Genomic DNA, 19,543 nt, shown 5'->3' on the forward strand with positions numbered 1-19,543 from the left:
TCGCTCAGAGTCGCTCCTTGCGTTTCTGTACTACTCGGACGTTCTCGATCCGGGTGTCGGGATACTGGCCCTCGGCGTCTTTCTCCGCGGCTTTCACCATGTCCCAGACGACGTTCAGCCCGGTTGTCACGCCTTCGAGCGCTTCCATCTCGCAACCGGTCTTGCCCGTCGTCTCGACGCCGACCGTCAGCGCCACTCGGTCGCTCTCGACCTCAAACTCCACATCGACGTTCGAGACTGGGATCTGGTGGCACATCGGGATCGTCTCCCAGGTGTGTTTGACGGCCTGAATCGCGCCGATTCGGGCGGTTGCCAGCACGTCGCCCTTCTCGACATCGTTGGCACGGATCGCCTCGACCGTCGAGGGCTGGAGGTGGATCTCGCCCTCTGCGACGGCCCGGCGATCGCTGTCGGGCTTGTCCCCGACGTCGACCATCTGCGCCTCACCGGAGTCGTCGACGTGGGTTAGCTCGTTTTCACGTTCCTCACTCATCCCGATCACCCCAGAGCGCATCGGCGACAAGCGGTGGGAGTTCGGTCGCGACGAGCCCGTAGCCGTGGTCCTCGACCGCGAGATCACCTGCGCGGCCGTTCGCGTACGCCGCGATCCCCGCTGCCTGCACGGGGTCGTCGAGCGCCGTCACGAGCGCGGCGGTGATCCCGGCGAGCACGTCGCCCGTCCCACCGACGGTCATGCCGGGGTTACCTGTTCGATTCACTCGCGTTCGCTCGCCGTTACTTACGATATCGTGTGCGCCCTTCACGAGCAGGGTCGCGCCGATGTCTTCGGCGAAGGTCTCGACGGCGTCAGCCCGGTCACGCCAGTCCTCCTCGCGCGGGCCGCCCATCGCCGCCAGTTCGCCCTGATGGGGTGTACAGACGAGATCGGCGTCGGTCTCGACCCCGGGAACGGTCCGGAGTGGGTCAGCGTCGACGACTACCCGCCCATCGAACTGCCCGAGGAACTCGCCCACTGCGTCGAGGCTTCCCTCGGCGTCGCCCAGTCCGGGACCGACGAGCACGGCGTCGACGTCCTCCGCGAGCGCGAGCAGAGTATCGACGTGGACCGGCGCGAGCCGGTCACCGGGCAGCGCCTCGACGATCAGGTTCTCGGAGTAGCCCGCGACGGCGTCGGCGACGGACTCGGGCGTCGCGACGTAGACCAGATCCGCACCGGCCCGGAACGCCGCCTGCGCGGAGAGCGCCGGCGCGCCGGAGTAGGGGCCGCCGCCGACCACCAGCACAGTGCCGTGGTCCCCCTTGTGAGACTCGGGCTCACGGGAGAGCGAGCGCAAATCCCCGCGCTCGACGAACAGCTCGGCGGCCGCCGGGATGCCGATATCGGCGACCGTCACGTCGGCATCGACTGAATCAAGACCGGGCTTTTCGTCGTGGAAGGTCACGACGTGGTCGGCTTCGACTGCGGCCCCTGCAGCCTCACCGGTGTCGGCGTCGATCCCGGAGGGGATGTCGACCGCGACGACTGTGCCACTGCTCGTGTTGATCGCTTCGGCGGCGCTCGCGGCCGGTTCCCTGAGCGCCCCCGTGACGCCGGTGCCGAGCATCGCGTCCACTATCACGTCGGCCTCGGGGAGCGATAGCTGAGTCGAGTCCCGGACTTCCTCGATCTCGTACTCGCCCTGCTGGAGCGCCGTCCAGTTCTCGCGGGCGATGTCGGTGGTGATCGTTTCCGCGCGGCCCAGCAGATGGGCCGAGACGTCGTAGCCGTCCAGAAACCGTGCGGCGACGAAGGCGTCTCCACCGTTGTTCCCCCGTCCGGCCACGACGACGACCCGTGCGCCCGGTTCGGCGACGTCTCGGACGGCCTGTGCGACGGCGTTGCCGCTCGACTCCATGAGCTGTTTTCGCGGGACGCCAAGCGCCTCGGCGTTCGCATCAACCGCGGCCATGCGCTCGCTCGTGATCATATGCGGGCTTCGGCGCCCGACGACAAAACGGTGCTGGAGAGGTGGGTGGGACCAACTCGACGTGCTCGTCCGTGACTTCGAAATCTGTAGTAATATACTTCGTTAACTGTAGCTGTTCACTTCGAATACTGTAGTAATGGCGTCTACGCTTCCTCACCGCCGAATACGGAACCCGTCTTCGCCCTGTGGCTCCTCGTACTCCACGTCGACGTCCTCGACGCTCGCGGCGGGACTGCCGGTGTGACACCACTCGACCATCGCCTCGACGGCGTCCTCGTTCCCCTCGAAGACCGCTTCGACGCGCCCGTCCTCGAGGTTCCGGACCCAGCCGTGAACCCCCTTCGATTCGGCGGTTTCCTTTGTCGTTGCACGGTAGAAGACGCCCTGAACGCGACCCGAGACGAACACGTGTGCGCGAGTTCTGGACATACCCAACGATGGATTCCCCGTAATCAAAAAGGGTCGGGAGCCAGTCGACAGGGAACTGGACCGCATCGACAGCGCGTCGGTCGTTTCGACATCGAATCCGCGCTCCTCAACGGCCGGGATCGACCGGCAGAATTTAACAACCCACCAGTGTGGGATCGTGATATGGAGTTACAACCGCATCACGTGCCGGAGTTCGATCCCGTTGCTGACGAGGACGCGATCGTCAGGGCACCGAACTGCAGGGTTACGATACTCGCGCCGCGGCTGGTTCGGCTCGAATACGACTCCGAGGAATCCTTCGAGGACCGACCGAGCCAGCTCGTCTGGTATCGCAACCAGCCCGTCCCGGAGTTCGACGTCGAGCGAACCGAGACGGACCTCCGGATCGAGACCGCGGAGCTGACGCTCCAGTACGAGTTCGGTGAGGGGTTCACCGACGACCGGCTCTCGATCGAACTCGCCGACGGGACCGTCTGGCAGTACGGCGAGGACGAGTCGAACCTCGGCGGTGCGCTCCGGACGGTGGACATGGTCGACGGTGCGGCCGAACTCGAAGACGGCCTGTTCTCGCGGGAGGGCTGGGCCGTCGTCGACGACACCGACCGGCTCGTCTTCGAGGACGGCTGGATCGCACAGCGGGACGCGGGCGACGACTACGAGGATCTGTACTTCTTCGGCTACGGCACCGACTTCGAGGCCGGGCTGGACGCCTACACGGATATCACCGGCGACACGCCGATGATCCCACGATGGGCGCTTGGCAACTGGTGGAGCCGCTACTGGGACTACACGCAGGCGGAACTCCGCGAGCGCGTCGAGGGGTTCGCCGACCACGACCTCCCGCTGTCGGTCGCCGTGATCGACATGGACTGGCACGTCATCGACAATCCACATCACGACGGCTGGACGGGCTGGTCCTGGAACGAGGAGTACTTCCCCGATCCCGGCGGCTTCGTCGACTGGCTTCACGACAACGACGTGCGGACCACGCTCAACCTGCATCCGGCAGACGGCGTCCACCCACACGAGGACCAGTACGAGGCGTTCGCGGCGGACATGGGGATCGATCCCGCGAGCGAGGAGCCGATCCCCTTCGACGCCGCGGATCCGGCGTTCATGCGGGGCTACTTCGAGCACCTCATCGACCCGATCGAAGACGAGGAGGGGATCGACTTCTGGTGGATCGACTGGCAGCAGTGGGAGGAGTCCCCGGAGCTGGAGGGGCTGGACCCGCTGTGGGCGCTCAACCACCTCCACGCGCTCGACCGGACCCGCGATGACAAACGGCCGTTCATTTTTTCGCGCTGGCCCGGTCTCGGCGGCCACCGCTACCCAATCGGATTCTCCGGCGACACGATCATCTCCTGGGACTCGTTCCGGTTCCAGCCCACGCTTACCGCAACGTCGGCTAACGTAGAGTACGGCTGGTGGAGCCACGACATCGGCGGGCACATGGGCGGCACCATCGACCCGGTCGATTTCGGCGAGCTCTACGCCCGCTGGACGCAGTTCGGGGCCTTCAGCCCGATCAACCGGATCCACACGACCAAGTCGGCCTCGACCGACAAGCGGCCGTGGCAGTTCGACGGCGAGGTCTTCGACGCGCTGGCCGACGCGCTCCGCTTGCGCCACGCGCTCGTCCCGTATCTCTACACGATGGCGTGGCGCGACCACCGCGACAGCGTCCCGCTCGTCCGGCCGATGTACTTCCACACCCCCGACGCCGAGGCGGCCTACGAGACGCCACACCAGTATTACTTCGGCAGCGAACTGGTCGTCGCCCCACACACCCGCGAGCGCGACGACGACACCAATCTGGCTCGCCGGTCGGTCTGGCTTCCCGACGGCGAGTGGATCGACCTCTTTACCGGCGAGCACTTCGAGGGTGGTCGCTGGCACGCCCGCTACGGCGATCTCGGGGACATCCCCGTCTACGCCAGAGCCGGTGCGATCGTCCCGCTGGACGCAGACGTCAGCTCGAACGACGTGGCCAACCCCGACGCGATGCGGCTCGTCGTGGTCCCCGGTGCCGACAACGAGTTCACTCTCTACGAGGACGACGGCGTCTCCCGCGAGTACCGCGACGGCGAGCACGTCACGACCACGATCACCCAGCACGACGACGGGGATCGATCGACCGTCGAGATCGGCCCGGCCGAGGGGGCGCTCGATCTCGTCCCCGACAAGCGCACGTACTCGATCGAGTTCCGCGGCGTGGCCGAGCCCGGGACTGTCGAGGCGTCGATCGGTGAGCAGTCCGTCGAGGTGCTGGCGACCGAGTACGACGCCGACCGGGACAGGTTCACCGTCGACCTCCCCGCAGTCGACGTCTCCGAGCGGCTGACGGTGACGCTCGACGTCGACGATGCCACTCTCGCCCGGCGTGACCGAACCGACGAGCACGTCGAGCGGCTCCTCCGGTACTGCAAGCTCCCGGCGAGCGTGAAAGACCAGTTGCTCGAGGAGTCCTACGATCGGGCGGAGCTCGGCTGGCTCGCCGACTACCTGCAGGTCATGTCCGCGTCACAGCAGCGTGCGTTCTTCGAGACGCTCACCGGTGCCGGGATGGACCGGATCGATCACGACGGTGACGAGCGAATCGTCGTCTGGAACGGCGACGGTCGGTCGGACATCAGCTACCGTTACACCGCCTGGGACTACGATATTCACCCCTTCGAGCAGAGCGGCGAGTCGGAAACGGGTGTCGTCCCCGCCTTCGATCTGTTCGACGTCGACGACCCGGATCTCGACGCAACCGTCGCGATGCAGTACGGTGATCTCGCGACGATCGAACAGACGGCTCCGGCCGACGACTGAGGGCTCTCACAGCACCGAGCGATCCAGATCTTCCGGCACCACCGTCACCGGTACCTCGACGCCGTCGGCGACGACAAGCGCCGTGTGTCCCTCGGTGAACTTCCCTAGCCAGGACTTCGACCGGTGGCCGATTACGACGTGGTTGATCGAGACGTCGTCTGCGAGATCCGCGAGCTGGCGGCCGACAGCAGCGCTCGTCCGGAGTCCGGACCGGTTGACGTGCTCGATTGCCACCTCGAACGTGACGTCTTTCCCCTCGAACTGCTCCCGGAGGTCGTCTCGAACCTGTCGTTCGTGTGCGTTCGCGTACTCGTTTTCCGTGAGGTGAACGACGTACAGATCCTCGTCGAGACACAACCCCAGTTTGCTGGCGACATCGACGACGCCCGCAGAGACTTCGTCGTCGGCAACTGCGACGAGAACTGTCATATCGGTTCTTGTAACCGATCGGATTTGTAGTTACCGACGGTTCCCAGTTGGGTGCATACCTGACGGTCTCGGCTGTCCGAGAGGCCGTTCCGGAGAACGCAGGTTTATACGGATCTACTCGCTAGAACGGGTAATGAGTACGAGCGACAGCGACGAGTACGAACTCGCGGTCGTGGGGGGCGGCCCTGCCGGACTGACGACCGCGCTGTACGGTGCCCGACTGGGCCACGAGACCGTCGTAATCGACCGCGGCGGCGGGCGTGCAGCGATGATGACAGACACACACAACGTGATCGGCGTGACCGAGGAGATTTCCGGCAACGAGTTCCTCGAAACTGCCCGCGAACAGGTACGGTCGTACGGAGCCGATTTCGAGCGCGGCTTTGTCACCGACGCCGAGCAAACCGATGACGGACAGTTCCGCCTCTCGACGGGGAACGGAGAGATTCTCGCCGAGCGAGTCACACTTGCAACCGGCTTCTCCGACGAGCGTCCCGACCCGCCCCTCCCCCGGACCGGCCGCGGTCTGCACTGGTGTCTCCACTGCGATGCGTACATGTTCGTCGACGAACCGGTCTACGTGATGGGCCATGGTACGTCGGCGGCCTACGTCGCAATGATAATGCTCAACGTCACCGACGAGGTCGACCTGCTGACCCGCGGGGAGGAGCCGACCTGGAGCGAGGAGACCGCAACGATGCTGGAACATCACCCCATCGACGTCATCCACGAGGACGTGGCTGGCATCGAGAAGGATTCCGATTCGGGCTGGCTCGAAGCGTTCGAGTTCGAGGACGGAGAGCGCCGGGAGTACCGCGGCGGCTTCCCGATGTACGGCTCCGATTACAATACCGATCTCGCGGAGTCACTGGGCTGTGAGCTCACCGACGACGGCACGATCGATGTCGACGACCACGGCCGGACGAGCGTCGAGGGCGTCTTCGCGGTCGGCGACGTGACGCCGGGACACAACCAGATCCCGGTCGCGATGGGACAGGGTGCGAAGGCGGGTCTGGCGATCCACAAGGAGTTGCGCAAGTTCCCACGATCGGCGGCGGAGATCGAGGAGGACGGCCCCGTAACTGAAGAGGACGTCCCCGCTATCTCGCCAGAACTGCTCGCGACCGCGATCGCCCACGAGGGACACGCGGGCGGCCCGAGAGATGCCCCGGCTCCTCAGACGGCGGACGACGACTAACCCCGTCGACTTCCCCGGCTACTGGCCCGGTTTCGGCGTATCGAAGTAATCCAGCATGTCGAGGATCGCGCCGAGGAGAAAGCTGATGACGGCGACAACCAGGACGGCTGCCGTCAGGAGGTTCGAGATCGGCTCAGGAAGCGTCAGCTGAAAGGCGGCAACGAACACACAGGTGATGATTCCGACGGTCAGCAAGAAAGACCCGGCGTTGGGGTCTTCGCCCGTGATGAACACGATGTTCTCGAGGAAACTGGATCCGTCACCGACCTCGTCTTCGGCAAACTGTTCTTCGGGCTCGGAGGTGGCTTCGTCGGTCATGACTCTGCTGCTGCGGCGTTCTTCTGTTGAACCGCTCTGTGGACGACCCCGACCAGATGTGAGACCCAGAGCCCAGCGGTGAAGCCAAACAGCGTCCCGACGAGCGCGACCTGTGTCAACTCGGCCAGCGGTGCCACGGCGGCGAGCAGACACAGCCCCCCGAACAGGATCATCAACGCGTACTGGACGCGGGTGTCCATATCGATCTTCCCGAGCGACTGCGACAGGCTTGTGCTCATTACTGATACTCGTTAGTATCTATAGAATCATAAGCGTACAGGCTGGTTCGACGGTCTGGGTCGAAGACGCTTTCCACACGTTGGTGATGGATTTGTTTCGGGCACCCCTGGGACCCGGATCGGATATCGGGATTAGTTCGATGACGATCCGCCGTCGAGTTCGCGCTGTAACTCGTCGAGGAGCTGTAACGCCTCCAGCGGCGTTGTATCGGCGAGGTTCACGTCTCGAAGCGTTGCGAGGGCTGTGGCGTCGGTACGTCCACCGTCTCCGATCGCCGCCGATTCGTCGACTGCAGCGGAGATGCCGTCTTCTGCGGGCGGTTCGGCCGGTGAACCCTTCGAGTTCCCCGGCTGCCCGTCCTCGTCGAGTAACTCTCGTGCACGCTCGACGACTCCCGCGTCGACACCGGCCATACTGGCGACCTCGACGCCGTACGAGGCTGTCGCCGAGCCCGCAGAAAGTTGATGATCGAACGAGACCTCGTTGCCCGTCCGTCGCGCAGCGAAGTGACGGTTCACGACCCGCGGAAGTTCTCCGGCGATTTCGGTGAGATCGTGGTGATGTGTGGCAAAGAGCGTCGTTGCCCCGGTCCGGTCGTGGACGTGCTCGGTGAGCGCCTGTGCGATGGCGAGGCCATCCGTCGTGCTGGTCCCCCGTCCGACCTCGTCGAGCAGGACGAGCGAGCGCTCGGTCGCCGAGTCGAGAATTTCGGCGAGTTCGGTCATCTCGACCATGAACGTCGATTTCCCGCTGGCGATGTCGTCGCTCGCGCCGACGCGGGTGAACACTCGATCGACGAGTCGCAATTCCGCGTGTTCGGCCGGGACGAAACTTCCGATCTGGGCGAGCACGACGATCAACGCGACCTGTCGCATGTACGTCGACTTGCCCGACATGTTGGGGCCGGTCAGGATCGTGACGACCGCGTCCCCGTCGAGGCGGGCATCGTTCGGAACGAACTGTTCCTCGGTACGCTCGACGACCGGATGACGACCGCCTACGATGTGGATCCCCTCGCCGCCCAGTTCGGGACGGCTGTAATCGTGCTGGGCTGCGACCGTGGCCAGCGAGACGAGTGCGTCGAGTTCCGCGATCCGCTCGGCGACCGTCTGGACTCGTGCGGACTCGGCAGCCACATCAGCGCGCACCTCGGTAAACAGCCGATACTCCAGATCATCGGCGCGCTCCTCGGCGCTGATGATCTCGTCCTCGCGGGATTTGAGTTCGGGCGTGACGAATCGCTCGGAGTTCTTCAGGGTCTGTCGACGCTGGTAGTTGTCGGGTACCGCATCGAGATTCGGGTTCGTCACCTCGATGTAGTAGCCATGCACTGAGGTGTGACCGACCTTCAGGGAGTCGATCCCAGTGCGCTCGCGCTCGCGGGCTTCGAGGTCGTCGATCCACGCTTTCCCCTCACGTTCAGTCGCCCGGAGTTCGTCGAGATCGTCGCTGTACCCTTCACTGATCAGGCCCCCGTCCGTAACCTCTGTCGGCGGATCGGGACGGATCGACGCCCCGATGAGTTCGCGAACGTCCGCCAGCTCGTCGAGGTCCGTACGAAGATCGACCAGTGCGTTGGTCTCGACGCCGTCGAGTGCCGCCCGAAGGTCCGGAACCACGTCGAGCGTATCCTTGAGCGAGCGGAGGTCGCGGGCGTTCGCACGCCCCCGTGCGACCCGAGAGATCAGCCGCTCGATGTCGTAGACGTCCCGGAGCAGGTCGCGCAACGCCTCGCGGGTTCGGAGGTCGCCGACGAGTTCCCCCACGGCATCGTGACGCCGTTCGATCGCGTCCCGGTCGATCAACGGTCGCCGGAGCCAGTCTTTCAGTTCCCGGCTTCCGAGTGCACAGGCAGTCTCGTCCAGCACGTCGACCAGTGCTGGTCCGGCCTGATCGTGAGCGGTCCTGCGCTCGAACAGTTCGAGACTCCGGATCGCCACCCTGTCGAGCACCATGTACTCCTGTGGGTCGTACCGGGTGAGGTGGTTGATGTAATCGAGCGTGGCGTCCTCGCTGGCTTCGGCGTCGTCTGGCTGGTCTGTCTCCCGATCGGAGTCTTCCGCTGCGTGTCGCGCGAACGTGTCCGGGGCGAGTGCGGTGTGTTTCCCGCCACGGGTGTACTCGGCGTATGAAAGCAGTGCACCGCAGGCGCGGACTTCAACGTCCCCCGCGAGCAGGCGATCGGTGTCACCGAAGTATGCGCAAACTTGCTCGCGGGCCTGACCGTGGTCGAAGGTCCGCTCGTCGTGTGGCGTGACCATACAGCCATCGGGGAACGGCTCGGTGTCGGCGTTCGGCCCGACGATCGCTTCCTGTGGGTCGAACCGACTGATCTCGTCGCGGAGTGCAGCCGCAGAGCCGACGGCAGTCGCGTAGAAATCGCCCGTCGAGACGTCGAGCAGCGCGAGGCCGTACTCCCCCCCGTCCGCGGTCAGCGCGGCGACGAAGTTGTTGTCGTCGGTCCTGAGCAGTTCGTCCTCGGTCAACGTCCCGGGTGTGACGATCCGGGTCACCGCACGATCGACGACGCCCGACACCTGCGATGGCTCTTCGACCTGATCGGCAACGGCGACCCGGTACCCGGCGTCCAGTAGCGTCTCGATGTACGATTCGGCGTTGTCGATCGGGATCCCCGCCATCGGGTAGGTGCCGGTCGAATCCTCGCGCCTGGTCAATGTTATTTCCAGCAGGCGTGAGATAGCCTCGGCGGCCTCGCAGAAGGCCTCGTAGAAGTCGCCGACCTGAAACAGCACGAGTGAGTCCTCGTACTCCGAACAGAGCTCGTAGTACTGCGAGAGCATCGGCGTCAGCTCGTCGTCCCGCTCGGCCATCTTCTCGGGCGGTCCAAGCGCCGTGTCCATACCTATGGGCGGTGGCTCCGCGCAAAAATACTCTCCGCTTGCCAGTACCTGCTGAGAGAAGGGCCACGGTATGGTCGATAGGTGAGTGTGTGGTATTTCGATGGTAGCCGACAGATTCGCCCGAAGTTTGATTGTTCCGTATACACGAGTATACGACAGGATGAGTAAATCAGTCCGCATCTCCGAGGAGTTCCACGAATTCGTCTATGCACACAAGCGAGACGACGAGACCATGGAGGAGACCCTTCGACGTCTTATTGGGGGGCCGAATCCTGAGGATGTCGCCGGGATACTGTCGACCGAGACGGCAGCGATCATGCGAGACAATCTCGAAGAGAAGGAGGGTGCAGACGCCGAGGACAAACACGAACTTCGGAAACGGTTCGAATGATCCTCGATACCTCGTTTCTCATTGATCTCTTCGAGGGCAAACAGAATGCATTCGAGAAGGGTGTCGAGCTTTCAGACGGACAGACAGTTCAGCGGATTCCCTCGCCAGTCGTCATGGAACTCACCTACGGATCCGAGTTTGGAGACGAATCGGAGCGTCGAAAGGTCCGTAACGCCCTCGGAATGTATCCGGTTGTCGAACAGAATGAACGGATTGCACGCCGTGCCGGACAGTTACTCGCGGGTGCTGACAGGCGAGCCGGCAGTGACAGTGGAATCGACAAGGTTGATCCGATGGTTGCAGCGGTTTCGGACATCTACGATGAGCCAGTCCTCACCGCCAACGTCAGGGACTTCGACGCACTCGGTGTTGCTGTGGAGACGTATTGATCCACTGGCCGGATTCTCTCGGCGGAGCGACCAGAGTGGCTCGAAACCATCGGAGAACTGTCAGGTTTTGTGACGTATCAGTTCCGCATCCGGGCGATGCCGTCCTCGAACACGACCCGGTTGGGCACAATGAACTCGGCGTCGTCGTTCTCGATTCGCGTAGTCAACAACGTCATCTCCTGAACGATGCCCTGTCGGTCGCCGATCCGGACCTCGTCACCGATCCCGTAGGGCTGGTTGAGGAGGAGATACATCCCCGCGGCCCCTGATGATAGGAAATCCTTGAACGCTAGCCCGCCGATCAGGACGACGCCGAAGACGTAGACGGTCAACAGGACGAGCAACGCCGTCGTGTTGACGCCGACCTGTCCCAGCGCGATCAACAGGGCGATGTAGAGAACGCTGTACTTGACGATCAGCGGGAGGATGTTGATCTCGGGAAGCTTGACGTTTTTGAGGCGTTCGCCCACCGCCAGCTCGGCCTTGTCTGCGAGGATGAAGCCCGCGATCATCACGAGGACAGCGATAAACAGCCGCGGGACGAACTCGGCCACACTGAACCAGAACGTCGGCGCGTCGAAGATACCGGAAATGTGGATCGCGGTCAGGATCGTGACGCCGTAGATGAACCACGAGGTGACGCGTGCGATGAGCGAGACGGTCGAAGTACCGATGCTCCGCGCAGTGCGCTCGAAGGGCGTCCCCTCGACGGCGTCACCGATCCCCGCCGTCATGAGGATCTGTTTGTTGACCCGCCCGACCGCGACACCCAGCAAGAGACCGAGTACCAGTACCAGCAACCCGAGTACGATCGGCTGCTGAAGCAGGTGGCTAACCTCGACGAGCGTCTGGTCGAACATCTCAGTAGTTCTCCGGATCGATCTCCAGGATCAGTTCGCCGCCCTTGAACGCGCGCACCAGTCCGTCGCTCTCGCTCAACACGATCGCCGTCGCGTTCGTATCGCGGGTGATCGCTCCGGCCGCCATATGCCGTGCGCCGAGCCCTTTTGGGATATCGACACCCTCCGCAGCCGGTTCGAGATACCGGTAGGCACTGACGATTTTCCCGGCGTCGCTGATGACAAAGGCGCCGTCGAGCCGAGAGAACTCCTTGAGCATCACCGTCACGATCGGATCGCCGACGTGGACGTGGGACTTCTCGAAAGGGTTGTAGCTGAGCGGCCGGGACTTGTTCATCACCTTCCCGGCGTCGCCAACGACAAACAGTGCACCGACTGGTTTACCCTTCTGTCCCTTTTGCCCCAACTCGATAGCCACCTCGAAGACTGCTCGGATCACCGACGGCTCCGCCCGAGACTGGGTAAAGAGGTCGTAGATCCCCGAGTTCTCACCGGCGCTCGCCCGGACACGAGCGACCGTGTCGATATCGTCATCCGAGAACAGTTTTGCGCCGCAGATCAGCTCGTCTCCCTCCTCAACGATGTCGTCGTCAAGCGCCCCCTCGATGGCGAAGGTTAGCTGGTCGGCAACATCCTCGAACGCCAGTGGGAGTTCGACGAACCGGTCCGCGCCGTGCTCGTTGTCCGGCGCGGCGACGATAACGTCGAGATCCTCCAAGTCGGTAAACGTCTGGTAGTACGAACTGCTCGGCGAGAACAGGACGATCCCGTCCGCGTCGGTAAAAAGGCCCCCGAATAACTCACTGACATCCGACATTGCTCGTACCCACTCCGCGTGACGGCAAAAGGTTTTGGTCACTGATGCCCCGCGCTGCGCTTCTCGATCTAACTCAATCGATTCAAGGTCCGTCATTTCTTAGATCCGGTATGACCGACGACTCACGGGAGCACGTACTCCCCGATAGCGACGAAGAACTGGAGACCGCGGACGTCGAGGGATTCGATTTTACCGGCGACATCACCCTCGATACCGTCCTCGATTCGTACGCGACGACCGGCTTTCAGGCGACTGCACTCGCCGACGCCATCGATATCGTCGAGCGGATGCAGGACGATGAGGCGACGATCTATCTTACCTGCACCTCAAACATCGTCTCCTCGGGACTGCGCGAGATCGTCGCGGCGCTGATCCGCGAGGGGCACGTCGACGTCCTGATCACCACCTCGGGCTCGCTGACCGAGGACGTCATCAAGACCGCGAAGCCGTTCAAAATGGGCTCGTGGGACGCCGACGAGGCCGAACTTCGCGAGAAGGGGATCAACCGTCTGGGCAACATCTACGTCCCCTCGGATCGGTACGTCTGGCTCGAGGAGTATCTCAACGACTTCTTCGAGGACTTCTTCGCCGAGGAGCCGGTCCGGACGCCGACCGACTTTGCCGCCGAACTGGGTGCGACGCTCGATGATGAGAACTCCATCCTCAAACAGGCCGCCGACAACGACGTTCCTGTCTTCTGTCCGGCCCTGACTGACGCCGAGGTCGGTAACTTCCTCTACTACTACCGCCAGCAGGCAGAGGAAGATATCGGCATCGAGATTCTGGAGGACTACGAGACGCTGATCGAGGACGGCATGCTCGCGAACAAGACGGGCCTGATCGCGCTCGGCGACGGCGTCCCGAAACACCACGCCATCATGACGAACCTCTTCCGCGGCGGCGCGGATTATGCGGTCTACGTCTCCACCGGAATGGAAGGCGATGGATCGCTATCTGGCGCACCACCGGAAGAAGCCGTCTCGTGGGGGAAAATCAAGAACGCCGACAAGAACTACACGCAGGTCGAGGCCGAAGCGACACTCGTCGTGCCGCTGCTGGTCGCGCAAGCGTTCGAGTTCTGATCGGGAAACACCTTTTTATCCCCGCCTGCTACTATCAGCCATGATATCGCTCGACGAGGCAGTGACGGCACGGTTGGAATCGCACGGCGAACGCTTCGAGGTGCTCGTCGACCCTGACGCCGCCCTCTCGATCAAGCGCGACGAGTTCGAGGGCGATCTGGAGGACGTGATTGCGGCCGAAGACGTCTTCGAGAACGCCAGCCGCGGTGACCGACCTGCAGAGGGTGATCTGGAGGAGGTCTTCGGCACGACCGAGCCACTGGAGATCATCCCCGAGGTCATCAAACGCGGGGAGATCCAGATAACGGCCGACCAGCGCCGCGAGATGCAAGAGCGCAAACACAAACAACTGGTCAACCAGATCACGCGCAACGCGGTTAACCCGCAGATGGACGACGCGCCACATCCGCCGGATCGGATCGAGAGCGCGCTCGAAGACGCCGGGTTCAGCGTCGATCCGATGGAACCCGTCGAAGAGCAGATCGACGACGCGCTCGACGCCCTGCGCCCGGTTATCCCGATCCGGTTCGATGAGGTGACCGTCGCGGTACAGGTTCCCGCCGATCACGCCGGGAGCGCTCAATCGAAGCTCCGTGATTTCGGCGACCTGGAACGCGAGGAGTGGCAGGCCGACGGCTCGTGGATCGGTGTACTAACGTTCCCCGCCGGGTTGCAAAACGAGTTCTTCGATCGTGCGAACGAGGTCACGAGTGGCGAGGCTGAAACCCAGATTATCAGGGACGAAGACGATATCAAGACGCGGTAGGTCGCTCCCGGCTAGCATCGAAATTGTCGCGCTTTCATCGAATGGTATTGTTACTACCAATTGGCTGTGTCAGTACCCAATAGGCTTATCAGGTCACGGAGTAAATTCGGTACTATGGGATCACGCGATCGCAACGACCAGGGCGAATACGCCGAAACGCTAACAGAACGGCGCGTCCTTGGCGTGTTCGAACGCGTCGATGGACCGGTGATTACGTCGAGCGATGTCGCGGACACACTCTCGTGTAGCACAGAAGCCGCACGACGCAAACTTTCGGGGCTGTACGAGCGGGGAATACTCGGTCGTCGTAAAACTGGCCGGACACTAATTTACTGGCTCGTTGAGCAAGGGGAAGCGACTCCGATCGATGCCGAGGATCCCTTCTTCGCTGCGGAGCCAGCGAGAGAGGGTGGTCCCGGTGATGTCGCCGCGAACGTCGACGAACACCTGTACGATAATGTCTGAACCGCGCCCACCGCGGCCGCTGTTTCTGGACACGGGCGCACTCTACGCGCGATTCGATGCCGATGACGAACGACACGGTCGTGCACAACGTCTGTTCGAGCGAATCCGATCTGGAAAGCGTCGGTTCCGTCCGCTGTACACGAGTCGGTTCGTCATCGGCGAGCTAGCGACGTTGCTGGAACGGAAAACGACACATGCCGATGCCGTCCGTGCGGTGAACGCAATCCGGGAGTCAGAGGCGATTCTGATTCTTGACCTGAGCGACGAGGGGTTCGACCGCACTTGCGAATCCTTCGCAAAGTACGACGATCAAAGTATTTCCTTTGTCGATCACACGACTGCAATTCTGGCAGCTAAATACGAAATAGAGCACGTTTTTGCCTTCGACAGCGATTTCGAGACGCTGGGATTGACGACAGTTCCAGAGGGATGAGTCACCCACGCCGGTAACCGACCCAGAAACCGCCGACGAAGCCCGCACCGATCGACAGCGTCGATATGATAGGCACGATCCAGCCCGGATCCTGCACCTGGTCGCGCGTCGCAACGAGTCCGTACGTTAGTCGATCGTAGTCGACTACCACAATACCCTTCGACTCAAGAAAGCGAAATAGGGCGAGTTGAACGCCGATAATAACCGCCAGTAGCTTGGCGATCCGCTTCGTGGCGTAGCCGATAATCCCACCGATCAGCGCGCCGCCACCGAACTCCATTGCCAGTTGCTGGGCCTCGATCTCCATACAGCAATGGAGGTAAGCCGATCATAATAAGCCCTTTGTGCCGGATCAGTTCGACTTTCCGCACGGGATCGGAAAACGAATCGGAGAATCGGTCGAACAGATTTATGCTGGTACTAACCTATTCCATAGTAATGACTACCGAAACGCCGCGCGTGAGCACTGGGATCGATGGTGCGGACGATGTGTTGCACGGCGGCTTCGTATCCAACTCGTCGACGCTAGTCCGGGGTTCGCCGGGAGCAGGAAAGACGATTTTTGGGCTGCACTTTCTCGCGGAAGGCGTCGCGGGCGGAGAAGACACACTCTATATCAATCTGGGCGAGCCAAAGGAGTATCTCCGGCAGACTGCAGCGGCTTTCGGCCTGGATCTTGACACGGTAACGTTCCTCGACCTGTCCCCGTCTGCGGATCAGTTCCGGAAGTCGGAATCCTACGACCTCTTTTTGTCGAGCGAAGTCGAACAGCCAGCGCTGATAGATACACTCCGCAGTGAAGTCGAGTCAGTATCGCCCGATCGTGTCGTCGTCGATCCGGTAACCGAACTCAAATATCTCTCCTCGGAGGAACACCAGTTTCGGACACAGATTTTGAGCCTGCTCGATCTGCTCAAATCGGAGGGCGCAACCGTCCTGCTCACCTCGCAGGCCGCGCCCTCTGTTGCGGACGATGACCTACAGTTTCTCGCCGACGCGGTTATCAACCTCCACACGGAGAATGGTCGACGCCGACTACAGGTGCCGAAGCTTCGTGGCTCCGGATCGGAACGGGGACCTCACACAGTCACGATCACCGGCACCGGAATGCACGTCTGGCCGCGGCTAGCACCGGCCGATCACGGTCGCGACGCTCCCCTTGGTCGACTTGCCTCGGGCGTTGACGGGCTCGATGGCTTGATAAACGGAGGTCTCACGACTGGGACAGTTACGTTCTTGAGCGGTCCCACAGGGGTCGGAAAGACGACACTCGGCCTGCAGTTCCTCACCGCCGCAGCGAGGGGGGACCGACGGGCAGTGCTCTATAGCTTCGAGGAAGCGCGCAAGACGATGCTCACACGGGCCGACGAGATCGGCATCCCAGCCCGTGAGATGGTGGAAGAAGGACTGCTCCGTATCGAATCGGTCGATCCCGACGAGCTCACGGTCGATGAGTTCACGTCGCAGCTCGAGACCCACGTCACGGAGGGGGACACGGAAGTCGTCATGATCGACGGTGTTACCGGATTCGCCCGGTCCCTTGGTGGGGTTGACGACGACGGTACCGAACAGCTCGTCAGGATCGGTCGCTATCTCCGAAATATGGGTGTCACCGCGATTATCTCTAACGAAGTCCACCAGATCACCGGATCGTTCCGGGCGACTGAACAGCAACTGAGTCACCTAGCGGACAACATTATCGTTCTCCGGCACGTGGAACACGACAGCGAACTTCGGAAAGTGATCGGTGTCTTGAAGATGCGAGCCAGCGACTGCGCGCCAACGATCCAGGAACTGATGATCTCCGAGGACGGTATTTCCGTCGGTGAGCCGCTGTCGGGCATGCGTGGGATCCTGACCGGAACGCCGGACTGGGACGATGACGGCTGATCAGCAACCTCCCGAGTGGACGGGGCTAGCGACAGGTCTGCAGGATACGTCGCCACCGCTGATCTACCCACTGCTGGCCGATAGCGGGAACGAACGAGTGCTGCGGCAGTGGCTCGACGAGCACGATGAGTACCGGGCTGTGGAGCCGGATGTCACGCTCGAGGACGCCGAGTTCGATCTCTGCATCGTCGACCATCGGGCGCTGCAGCGAAACGAGGAGAGCCTGCGGCGGCTCAAGTCGGCTGCGAACCCGGTATTACTTCCAGTGCTCCTCTTGCTTCCCGACCGCCGACTGGACGTCATCGACGTGGACGGCGGAGAGATCGCCGAGAACGTGTTCCAGACGACGGTCGACGAGATCGTTTCGCTGCCGATCAAACAGGCGGAACTCGGCTGGCGGGTGCAGGCCATGTTACGGCTCCGCAACCAGTCGCTGACTGTACAGGCACAGGCAAACGCCCTTCGACGGTTCAGGGAGGCCGTCGAGGCGTCCGGGCACGCGGTGTACATCACGAACTTGTCGGGCGAAATCGAGTACGTGAACCCGGCGTTCGAGGAGGTCACAGGCTATAGTGTCGACGAGGCAATCGGTGCCACGCCGGAACTCTTCCACTCCGAGACGACCTCCGAAGCCTACATCGAGAGTATGTGGAATACGATCCTCGATGGCGACGTGTGGGAAGAAGAGATCGTCAACGAGCGGAAAGACGGGAGCACATACACAGCCTATCAGACGATCGCCCCAATCGTGAAAGGGGGTGAGCCGGTCGCCTTCGTGAGCGTACAGGCGGACGTGACCGAACAGAAAGAGCTCCGACGGGAGCTCGGTCGATCCGCCGCAATCATCGAGCGGCTCGACGATCCGATCATGATGCAAGATTGCGAGGGGAGGTTCAAGTTACTAAATGAGGCTGTGGCCGAGTACGCCGGGCTCTCGAAAACAGCACTACTGCGTAACGACGAAACGAAATTCATGGACGAGGCCACTGCCGCGACAATCGAAGCGAAAAAATCCGAGGTACTCGAGACGGAAACGCCAGTCCAGTACGAGCTTTCGCCCACATTCCCGAGAACCGGTCGAGAGCCGACCTTTAGCACGAAGCGGTTCCCCTACTACGATCCGGACGGAAACCTCGCCGGGACAGTCGCGATCTGTCGTAATGTGACGGATCTGAAACAGCGCGAACGGACGCTCCGACAGTACAAGCGTGCGATCACAGAGGCAAACGACCTGATCGCCGCGGTCGACCTCGACGGCGAGTATCTCTTTGCAAACCCGCAGTATCGCGAGTATCACGGGCTGTCCGCTGCAGAGGTATCCAGCCACTCACTGTCGGAACTGTTCGATGATGAGGAGTACGCCACGATCGTCGATTCGATCGAACGGACTCTAGATGGCGAGACCGTACAGTACAGAACGGTCAGACACCATCCCTCACGAGGAGAACGAGTGCTGGACGTACGCTATCATCCGCTTCGAGGGGAAGATGGCGAAGTGATCGGCGTCGTCGGCGTGCTCAGAGACGTAACTGAAAACGAAGAGAAGACCACACAGCTGCGGGTCGTCGATCAGATCCTGCGACACAACCTGCGGAACAGCCTCCAGCTCGTCCGAGGGCAGGCCGAACGCATCAGTTCCGCTGGCGACGAGGATGTGGCCGAGATGGCAGCGGCAATCGTCGAGTGGTGTGACGAGCTACTCACGACTAGCCAGAAGTCGCGTGCGATCACCGAGAGCCTGAGCAAAACCGTGTCCGTCCGGGAAACGGCGGTCGACGAGGTCGTCGAGACGGCAGCGGCATCGGTCGCCGAATCGTATCCGAGTGCACGGATCGATCTGGACATCGAACGGCCTGCCACCGCCGCCGCGACGGAACAGCTCAATTCGGCGATCACCGAGCTGATCGAGAACGCAGTCTTCCACAGCGATCAGGAGGAGCCAACCGTTGAGGTGTGCGTCGAGCACGAGGGAGAGCGGATCCTGATCCACATCGAAGACGACGGACCGGGGATCCCGGCGATGGATCGTGACGTGCTGGAGACCGGGAAGGCGACGGAGGATCTGTACCACGGTAGCGGGCTCGGATTGTGGCTCGTCTACTGGATCCTCAGGCGGTCCGGTGGCTCCGTCAGTGTCGAGAACAGAGAGCCTCGCGGGAGCGTCGTCACGATCAGCCTCCCTGCCGTAGAGTGACTGCCGGTTGCGAATTATGAAACTCTTAAGCCGGGC

The 19,543-nt window shown here is 62.4% G+C and carries 20 protein-coding genes; 10 read left to right on the forward strand and 10 right to left on the reverse strand.

The annotated features are described in order from the left end of the window. Positions 1–4: 4 nt before the first annotated feature. From moaC to AArcSt11_RS10395, 3 genes are all read right to left on the reverse strand, one after another. Positions 5–493, reverse strand: coding sequence for a cyclic pyranopterin monophosphate synthase MoaC (moaC, locus tag AArcSt11_RS10385; RefSeq protein WP_250596871.1), 489 nt, complete (start codon positions 491–493; stop codon positions 5–7). Then, positions 486–1,928, reverse strand: a complete 1,443-nt coding sequence (locus AArcSt11_RS10390) for an NAD(P)H-hydrate dehydratase (RefSeq protein WP_250596873.1) — start codon at positions 1,926–1,928, stop codon at positions 486–488. Before AArcSt11_RS10390 ends, moaC begins: the two co-directional genes overlap by 8 nt. Before the next feature lie 153 nt (positions 1,929–2,081). Further along, positions 2,082–2,357 carry an acylphosphatase gene (locus tag AArcSt11_RS10395; RefSeq protein ID WP_250596875.1) on the reverse strand — a complete coding sequence of 92 codons (276 nt, stop codon included), beginning with the start codon at positions 2,355–2,357 and terminating at the stop codon, positions 2,082–2,084. A 162-nt stretch (positions 2,358–2,519) separates the two neighbouring features. Between AArcSt11_RS10395 and AArcSt11_RS10400 the strand changes: the two genes are divergently transcribed. Beyond that, a complete protein-coding gene (locus tag AArcSt11_RS10400) occupies positions 2,520–5,174 on the forward strand; it encodes a glycoside hydrolase family 31 protein (RefSeq protein ID WP_250596877.1) in 2,655 nt (884 codons plus the stop codon). Positions 5,175–5,180: 6 nt separating this feature from the next. Here the strand turns inward: AArcSt11_RS10400 and AArcSt11_RS10405 are convergent, their stop codons facing one another. Next, entirely contained in the window at positions 5,181–5,603 is a 423-nt protein-coding gene (locus tag AArcSt11_RS10405; protein WP_250596879.1) for a universal stress protein, read from the reverse strand. Positions 5,604–5,736: 133 nt separating this feature from the next. Between AArcSt11_RS10405 and AArcSt11_RS10410 the strand changes: the two genes are divergently transcribed. Next, positions 5,737–6,801 carry an NAD(P)/FAD-dependent oxidoreductase gene (locus AArcSt11_RS10410; RefSeq protein ID WP_250596883.1) on the forward strand — a complete coding sequence of 355 codons (1,065 nt, stop codon included), beginning with the start codon at positions 5,737–5,739 and terminating at the stop codon, positions 6,799–6,801. Positions 6,802–6,819: 18 nt separating this feature from the next. Here AArcSt11_RS10410 and AArcSt11_RS10415 read toward each other — a convergent pair whose 3' ends face one another. From AArcSt11_RS10415 to mutS, 3 genes are all read right to left on the reverse strand, one after another. Beyond that, entirely contained in the window at positions 6,820–7,119 is a 300-nt protein-coding gene (locus AArcSt11_RS10415; RefSeq protein ID WP_250596885.1) for a hypothetical protein, read from the reverse strand. Continuing rightward, positions 7,116–7,358 carry a hypothetical protein gene (locus tag AArcSt11_RS10420; protein ID WP_250596887.1) on the reverse strand — a complete coding sequence of 81 codons (243 nt, stop codon included), beginning with the start codon at positions 7,356–7,358 and terminating at the stop codon, positions 7,116–7,118. Before AArcSt11_RS10420 ends, AArcSt11_RS10415 begins: the two co-directional genes overlap by 4 nt. A gap of 132 nt (positions 7,359–7,490) precedes the next feature. After that, entirely contained in the window at positions 7,491–10,220 is a 2,730-nt protein-coding gene (gene mutS, locus AArcSt11_RS10425) for a DNA mismatch repair protein MutS (protein ID WP_250596889.1), read from the reverse strand. Between the two features lie 160 nt (positions 10,221–10,380). Here mutS and AArcSt11_RS10430 point away from each other — a divergent pair, with 160 nt between their 5' ends. Together AArcSt11_RS10430 and AArcSt11_RS10435 are read left to right on the forward strand one after the other, a co-directional pair. After that, on the forward strand, positions 10,381–10,611 hold the full coding sequence (locus AArcSt11_RS10430; RefSeq protein ID WP_250596890.1) for a hypothetical protein: 231 nt from the start codon (positions 10,381–10,383) through the stop codon (positions 10,609–10,611). Next, positions 10,608–11,000 carry a PIN domain-containing protein gene (locus AArcSt11_RS10435; RefSeq protein ID WP_250596892.1) on the forward strand — a complete coding sequence of 131 codons (393 nt, stop codon included), beginning with the start codon at positions 10,608–10,610 and terminating at the stop codon, positions 10,998–11,000. Before AArcSt11_RS10430 ends, AArcSt11_RS10435 begins: the two co-directional genes overlap by 4 nt. Positions 11,001–11,077: 77 nt before the next feature. Here the strand turns inward: AArcSt11_RS10435 and AArcSt11_RS10440 are convergent, their stop codons facing one another. Both AArcSt11_RS10440 and dacZ read right to left on the reverse strand, forming a co-directional pair. Beyond that, positions 11,078–11,860, reverse strand: coding sequence for a mechanosensitive ion channel family protein (locus AArcSt11_RS10440; RefSeq protein WP_250596894.1), 783 nt, complete (start codon positions 11,858–11,860; stop codon positions 11,078–11,080). A gap of 1 nt (position 11,861) precedes the next feature. Continuing rightward, the gene (dacZ, locus tag AArcSt11_RS10445; RefSeq protein ID WP_250596896.1) at positions 11,862–12,677 is read right to left on the reverse strand and encodes a diadenylate cyclase DacZ; all 816 of its coding nucleotides are present in this window, start codon (positions 12,675–12,677) and stop codon (positions 11,862–11,864) included. A gap of 110 nt (positions 12,678–12,787) precedes the next feature. Here dacZ and AArcSt11_RS10450 point away from each other — a divergent pair, with 110 nt between their 5' ends. From AArcSt11_RS10450 to AArcSt11_RS10465, 4 genes are all read left to right on the forward strand, one after another. Further along, positions 12,788–13,759: a deoxyhypusine synthase gene (locus tag AArcSt11_RS10450; RefSeq protein ID WP_250596898.1), complete on the forward strand. Its 972-nt coding sequence runs from the start codon at positions 12,788–12,790 to the stop codon at positions 13,757–13,759. Between the two features lie 40 nt (positions 13,760–13,799). Continuing rightward, the gene (locus AArcSt11_RS10455) at positions 13,800–14,525 is read left to right on the forward strand and encodes a ribosome assembly factor SBDS (RefSeq protein WP_250596899.1); all 726 of its coding nucleotides are present in this window, start codon (positions 13,800–13,802) and stop codon (positions 14,523–14,525) included. A gap of 114 nt (positions 14,526–14,639) precedes the next feature. Then, positions 14,640–14,990: a transcriptional regulator gene (locus tag AArcSt11_RS10460; protein WP_250596900.1), complete on the forward strand. Its 351-nt coding sequence runs from the start codon at positions 14,640–14,642 to the stop codon at positions 14,988–14,990. After that, a complete protein-coding gene (locus AArcSt11_RS10465) occupies positions 14,983–15,423 on the forward strand; it encodes a type II toxin-antitoxin system VapC family toxin (protein WP_250596901.1) in 441 nt (146 codons plus the stop codon). Before AArcSt11_RS10460 ends, AArcSt11_RS10465 begins: the two co-directional genes overlap by 8 nt. Position 15,424: 1 nt before the next feature. Here the strand turns inward: AArcSt11_RS10465 and AArcSt11_RS10470 are convergent, their stop codons facing one another. Further along, positions 15,425–15,730, reverse strand: coding sequence for an FUN14 domain-containing protein (locus AArcSt11_RS10470; protein WP_250596902.1), 306 nt, complete (start codon positions 15,728–15,730; stop codon positions 15,425–15,427). 131 nt (positions 15,731–15,861) lie between these two features. Between AArcSt11_RS10470 and AArcSt11_RS10475 the strand changes: the two genes are divergently transcribed. Beyond that, positions 15,862–17,313 carry an ATPase domain-containing protein gene (locus AArcSt11_RS10475; RefSeq protein ID WP_250596903.1) on the forward strand — a complete coding sequence of 484 codons (1,452 nt, stop codon included), beginning with the start codon at positions 15,862–15,864 and terminating at the stop codon, positions 17,311–17,313. Further along, positions 17,303–19,507 (forward strand): PAS domain-containing protein, encoded by a 2,205-nt coding sequence (locus AArcSt11_RS10480; RefSeq protein ID WP_250596904.1) that lies wholly within the window; start codon positions 17,303–17,305, stop codon positions 19,505–19,507. Before AArcSt11_RS10475 ends, AArcSt11_RS10480 begins: the two co-directional genes overlap by 11 nt. Positions 19,508–19,543: the final 36 nt, after the last annotated feature.

Source organism: Natranaeroarchaeum aerophilus (genome assembly GCF_023638055.1).
In the GTDB taxonomy this organism is placed as follows: domain Archaea; phylum Halobacteriota; class Halobacteria; order Halobacteriales; family Natronoarchaeaceae; genus Natranaeroarchaeum; species Natranaeroarchaeum aerophilum.

Excerpts from the sequence above, each read along its gene's own strand:
- AArcSt11_RS10480 (WP_250596904.1), top strand. The coding sequence starts at position 17,303 with ATGACGGCTGATCAGCAACCTCCCGAGTGGACGGGGCTAGCGACAGGT.
- AArcSt11_RS10415 (WP_250596885.1), bottom strand. The coding sequence starts at position 7,119 with ATGACCGACGAAGCCACCTCCGAGCCCGAAGAACAGTTTGCCGAAGAC.
- AArcSt11_RS10460 (WP_250596900.1), top strand. The coding sequence starts at position 14,640 with ATGGGATCACGCGATCGCAACGACCAGGGCGAATACGCCGAAACGCTA.
- AArcSt11_RS10465 (WP_250596901.1), top strand. The coding sequence starts at position 14,983 with ATGTCTGAACCGCGCCCACCGCGGCCGCTGTTTCTGGACACGGGCGCA.
- AArcSt11_RS10430 (WP_250596890.1), top strand. The coding sequence starts at position 10,381 with ATGAGTAAATCAGTCCGCATCTCCGAGGAGTTCCACGAATTCGTCTAT.
- AArcSt11_RS10390 (WP_250596873.1), bottom strand. The coding sequence starts at position 1,928 with ATGATCACGAGCGAGCGCATGGCCGCGGTTGATGCGAACGCCGAGGCG.
- AArcSt11_RS10470 (WP_250596902.1), bottom strand. The coding sequence starts at position 15,730 with ATGGAGATCGAGGCCCAGCAACTGGCAATGGAGTTCGGTGGCGGCGCG.
- dacZ (WP_250596896.1), bottom strand. The coding sequence starts at position 12,677 with ATGTCGGATGTCAGTGAGTTATTCGGGGGCCTTTTTACCGACGCGGAC.
- AArcSt11_RS10450 (WP_250596898.1), top strand. The coding sequence starts at position 12,788 with ATGACCGACGACTCACGGGAGCACGTACTCCCCGATAGCGACGAAGAA.
- moaC (WP_250596871.1), bottom strand. The coding sequence starts at position 493 with ATGAGTGAGGAACGTGAAAACGAGCTAACCCACGTCGACGACTCCGGT.
- AArcSt11_RS10420 (WP_250596887.1), bottom strand. The coding sequence starts at position 7,358 with ATGAGCACAAGCCTGTCGCAGTCGCTCGGGAAGATCGATATGGACACC.
- AArcSt11_RS10395 (WP_250596875.1), bottom strand. The coding sequence starts at position 2,357 with ATGTCCAGAACTCGCGCACACGTGTTCGTCTCGGGTCGCGTTCAGGGC.
- AArcSt11_RS10410 (WP_250596883.1), top strand. The coding sequence starts at position 5,737 with ATGAGTACGAGCGACAGCGACGAGTACGAACTCGCGGTCGTGGGGGGC.
- AArcSt11_RS10405 (WP_250596879.1), bottom strand. The coding sequence starts at position 5,603 with ATGACAGTTCTCGTCGCAGTTGCCGACGACGAAGTCTCTGCGGGCGTC.
- AArcSt11_RS10435 (WP_250596892.1), top strand. The coding sequence starts at position 10,608 with ATGATCCTCGATACCTCGTTTCTCATTGATCTCTTCGAGGGCAAACAG.
- AArcSt11_RS10400 (WP_250596877.1), top strand. The coding sequence starts at position 2,520 with ATGGAGTTACAACCGCATCACGTGCCGGAGTTCGATCCCGTTGCTGAC.
- AArcSt11_RS10440 (WP_250596894.1), bottom strand. The coding sequence starts at position 11,860 with ATGTTCGACCAGACGCTCGTCGAGGTTAGCCACCTGCTTCAGCAGCCG.
- AArcSt11_RS10475 (WP_250596903.1), top strand. The coding sequence starts at position 15,862 with ATGACTACCGAAACGCCGCGCGTGAGCACTGGGATCGATGGTGCGGAC.
- AArcSt11_RS10455 (WP_250596899.1), top strand. The coding sequence starts at position 13,800 with ATGATATCGCTCGACGAGGCAGTGACGGCACGGTTGGAATCGCACGGC.
- mutS (WP_250596889.1), bottom strand. The coding sequence starts at position 10,220 with ATGGACACGGCGCTTGGACCGCCCGAGAAGATGGCCGAGCGGGACGAC.